The sequence below is a fragment of the Microcystis sp. M061S2 genome (genome assembly GCF_020245605.1).
Taxonomy (GTDB): Bacteria; Cyanobacteriota; Cyanobacteriia; order Cyanobacteriales; family Microcystaceae; genus Microcystis.
Genome location: NZ_JADBUP010000029.1, coordinates 1 through 3,858, shown reverse-complemented (window position 1 = coordinate 3,858; position 3,858 = coordinate 1). Strand labels below are relative to the sequence as shown.

The window sequence follows — 3,858 nt, the reverse complement described above, 5'->3', positions numbered from 1 at the left end:
GCTTCGCCCCTACAGGACGCGGGCCGATGAAGACGCAAGGTTTGGAAGCACAATTCTCTCAAAATCTTGCACCTGTGGGAGCGAGAAAAGCCACAAAAACCTTACCTTGCCTACATTTCACATTTATTCAGCAAGCCCTACTTAATCACTGATAACCGATAACCGATAACTGATAACTGAAATGACCTCTGACCCGTTCCTCGATCGAGCTTGGAATACCGAAGACCTAGAACAAGCACTTCGAGGTGTCGGCACTATTCAAGAAGAACTCAACTATAATCAGGCACGCAATTCTCTGGGCAAACTTGTTGAGCGTCTCGATCTTACCTCGATCGAGAAAATTGGTCTAGAAGCGGAGATCGATCGCCTAGTGGCCCTGCTAGAAAAACTCGATCGATCCCTGATTCAAATTGCCGCTTTTGGACTGGTGGGCCGGGGAAAATCCTCGATTTTAAATGCTCTGGTCGGTCAAGAAATCTTTACGACCGGTCCCCTACACGGAGTTACCCGCACCATTAAAGGGGTAAATTGGCAGTTAAGCAGCGATGATACTTTCCCCAATCTAGCGCGTCTGACCCTGAACGGCCAGGGTAATGCTCAGGTGCAATTGCTTGATACTCCCGGTATTGATGAGGTAGATGGGCAAACGAGGGAAATTCTCGCCTGTCAGGTGGCGCAGCAGGTGGATTTAATCCTTTTTATCATCTCTGGTGATATGACCAAAGTGGAATTTTCCGCCCTGGCCAAGTTGCGGGAAGCGGGAAAACCGATGATTTTGGTCTTTAATAAAATCGATCAGTATCCAGAAGTCGATCGCCTCGCTATCTATGAGAAAATCGCCTCAGAACGGGTGAAAGAATTACTCTCCCCCGATGAGATTGTTATGGTGGCGGCCTCTCCCCTCCTGACGGATACCGTCAAGGGGCAGGATGGGCGGCTAAAAACGCAACGATTTCGCGGAAACCCCCAGATAGAAGCTCTGAAACTCAAAATTTTGGAAATTCTAGAGCGAGAGGGTAAATCGCTCGTAGCACTCAATTCTATGCTGTATGCGGACGAGGTAAACGAGCAAATTGTCGCCCGCAAAATGGCTATCCGCGATCGCGGGGCTAATCAATTGATTCAAAAAGCAGTGATGATCAAAGCATCGGCGATCGCTCTCAATCCAGTGACGGTGTTGGATCTGTTTACGGGAGCAGTTATCGATCTAGCCATGATTCTCGCTCTTTCTCGCTTATACGGCATCGATTTAACTCGTCGGGGAGCGATCGCTCTTTTACAAAAAATTGCCCTCAATATGGGGGGTATTAGTGCCAGCGAATTTTTAGCGGTTTTGGGCTTAAGTTCCCTCAAAGGACTGCTCGGTCTCTCGATTCCTGCCACTGGCGGCATTTCTCTCCTTCCCTATACTTCGATCGCCCTGACTCAAGCGGGAGTTGCCGGTGTATCCTGTTACGCGATCGGCCAAGTGACGAAAACCTATCTCGCTAATGGGGCCACTTGGGGACCCGATGGCCCGAAGGCAGTGGTGGCCAGTATTCTCGATTCCCTCGATGAAACCTCGATTCTCAACCGGATTAAGCGGGAATTAGGCTCAAAATTGGGGGGTGGGGGACTTTTCAGTGATCAGTAAACAGTAAACAGTAATCAGTCAACTGAAAACTCAAATCTGATCAGTGATCACTGATCACTGACTCGATCAATCCAAGAAATGCTTACTATGGACGATCGCCGCTATAATAACTACCGCCCCTTGAATTTGATAGATCAGACGGTAGGCATAGGCAGACTTTTCTCGGATGGTATCATCGCTAAATTCGGCGCATTTTTTCGCTTCTAGGGGACAATTTTCTAAAGAATAGCTTATATCAAGAATTCGGCGCACGACGGCCGCCGCATAGGAAGGGGAATCTCGACTAATATAAGATGCGATCGCATCCACGTCTTCAATTGCTTTGGGCGACCAGACAAGGCGATAATTCACTCGATCAGCCATTTGTTTAAAAGACCCTCAACTTCTTCTTGGGGGATTGTATTCTCCAGAGAGGCAGCGTTCAAACTTTGACGCACCTTCTCCAGAACGTATAAATGATACTGAATATCTTCAATTGAACAATCATCTGGTAATTGATTCAAGAGGGATTCAACTTTTTGTCTAATGCTATTCATACAAGTTTTACCGAAGTTTTTAAGGAAAAGTATAAATTTAAGTTATCTATCAACTATCATCTATCATTTATCATCGGATAGAAAATTATAGTTACGCATCCTATCCTAAGCCATAGTCCCCAGAAAAGCGAGAAAAAGTTAAAAATAGATAGGGTGATTATCTAGCTTTTGTAACATGGGGGCGGCGATACTGTTAAGAATACTTAATAATTCTCCTATCTGCTCAATCCCCGCAACTTTTAGGGATTATTGACCGATAACCATCTAGCTGCCACAAGACCCCCCCAATCGCAGAAATTTTTTGTTACATTAGTTTACAGTTCCCTCAACGCCCCAGTGGGTTATTAATTTTAATGTCTTCTTCGGTTCCTTCGTCGGATTTTATACCCTTAATCGGTCAAGAAACAGAAATCTTTAACTGGGCAAAATCCCATTATCGTAACCATACCTTTGCCAAAGATGAAAAAGTAGCCACGCGCCCCGGACTGTTATACTTTGTGGAATCTGGGGCGATTCGTATTCTTGGTAAGGCACAAGTTAACGTTATCGACCAAAAATTCCCCCGTCAACCACCTATTGCCGATAGTGAGGAAGTATTTCTCGGTTTTGTGGGTGCAGGTCAACCTTTTGAGATTGTTTCTCAATTTCCCTTTCAATTACAAGCCCAAGCTCATCTAGACGAGACCGAATTAGTCTGGTTATACTGGGAAGACCTAGAACAATGGCCACAATTGCGATCGGCTGTTATGGAAACTTTTCGCCATCAATACCAGCGTAAGTTATTTTGGTTGAGTATTCTCGGTCAAAAACGCTCCCTCGATCGATTAATGGGGTTCTTGGTTTTATTATTGGAAGAATACGGTCAACCCTGTGTAGAAGGCTATTATCTTCCCTATCCCCTAACTCACGCTCAAATTGCCAGCGCCATCGGCACTACCAGAGTAACAGTAACAAGATTAATCGGTAAATTGCGACAACAAAATTCGATCTTTTTTAAACAAGATAATCTGATCGGATTGCCCAGCTTGTTTTTGAGTCAGAATTAATTTTTCTGCGGTGTTGCTGACTCACGCTATGAATGCTAACTGTGCATCCTATCCAAAAGTTAAGTAGGTAGGCGTTAAAAATCATCAGATACCCCCCTTATTAAGGCTATCCATTAGTCACATCTTTCTTAACATAAAATTTGACAAAAAGAGAAAAGTGTGCAAGATGGCTCAAGGGGGTTCTATGGGGGGACTAATTTGATGAGATAGTTTCCAAGTCTCGCTGATATCATGTTACCTTCGCAGTCCCAACCAAATAGTTTTAACACCAGGTTCACCGTCGCCTTTTCTACCTAAAAACCCCCCAAGAGAAGCAATCATTCTGACCGCTTCTCGAAAGGAGGGCGGCTTTTCAGGTGGCGGACTCTTTTTATGAATAGTGGCACACAAAGATTGCCATTCATGTTCTTCCAAAAAACTTTCACAACTCTCCTCTCCGTGTAAGCGTGCTTGATAGGTTAACCAGAGTAATCTCCAAGCTACAATTGAATAGGTAGCTAAAGCCATCTCAATTCTCCGACCCGTTTCTAATTGCAGTTTTTCTAATCCACAACCACTTTTTAAAACAAAATGATAGCGTTCTATTAACCAGCGATAACTATACCAGCGCACACAGGTTATCGCCGATTCAAAGCTACTAATG

General features: G+C 44.5%; 4 protein-coding genes and 1 pseudogene. 2 read left to right on the top strand and 3 right to left on the bottom strand.

Annotation, left to right across the window (positions count from 1 at the left end; genetic code table 11):
* Positions 1–181 precede the first annotated feature (181 nt).
* Complete coding sequence (locus IM475_RS06080) at positions 182–1,633, top strand: GTP-binding protein (RefSeq protein ID WP_287726993.1); 1,452 nt, start codon at positions 182–184, stop codon at positions 1,631–1,633.
* A gap of 66 nt (positions 1,634–1,699) precedes the next feature.
* Here IM475_RS06080 and IM475_RS06075 read toward each other — a convergent pair whose 3' ends face one another.
* Together IM475_RS06075 and IM475_RS06070 are read right to left on the bottom strand one after the other, a co-directional pair.
* Positions 1,700–1,996: a type II toxin-antitoxin system RelE/ParE family toxin gene (locus IM475_RS06075; RefSeq protein WP_002737690.1), complete on the bottom strand. Its 297-nt coding sequence runs from the start codon at positions 1,994–1,996 to the stop codon at positions 1,700–1,702.
* Positions 1,981–2,169, bottom strand: a complete 189-nt coding sequence (locus tag IM475_RS06070; RefSeq protein WP_002737442.1) for a hypothetical protein — start codon at positions 2,167–2,169, stop codon at positions 1,981–1,983. The genes IM475_RS06075 and IM475_RS06070 overlap by 16 nt, the downstream gene beginning before the upstream one ends.
* A 353-nt stretch (positions 2,170–2,522) precedes the next feature.
* Between IM475_RS06070 and IM475_RS06065 the strand changes: the two genes are divergently transcribed.
* On the top strand, positions 2,523–3,215 hold the full coding sequence (locus IM475_RS06065) for a Crp/Fnr family transcriptional regulator (RefSeq protein ID WP_287659024.1): 693 nt from the start codon (positions 2,523–2,525) through the stop codon (positions 3,213–3,215).
* A 171-nt stretch (positions 3,216–3,386) separates the two neighbouring features.
* On the opposite strand, the pseudogene IM475_RS06060 reads toward IM475_RS06065, so the two are convergent.
* Positions 3,387–3,858, bottom strand: a pseudogene (locus IM475_RS06060) (IS4 family transposase); the annotation flags it as partial.

Excerpts from the sequence above, each read along its gene's own strand:
- IM475_RS06070 (WP_002737442.1), bottom strand. The coding sequence starts at position 2,169 with ATGAATAGCATTAGACAAAAAGTTGAATCCCTCTTGAATCAATTACCA.
- IM475_RS06075 (WP_002737690.1), bottom strand. The coding sequence starts at position 1,996 with ATGGCTGATCGAGTGAATTATCGCCTTGTCTGGTCGCCCAAAGCAATT.
- IM475_RS06065 (WP_287659024.1), top strand. The coding sequence starts at position 2,523 with ATGTCTTCTTCGGTTCCTTCGTCGGATTTTATACCCTTAATCGGTCAA.
- IM475_RS06080 (WP_287726993.1), top strand. The coding sequence starts at position 182 with ATGACCTCTGACCCGTTCCTCGATCGAGCTTGGAATACCGAAGACCTA.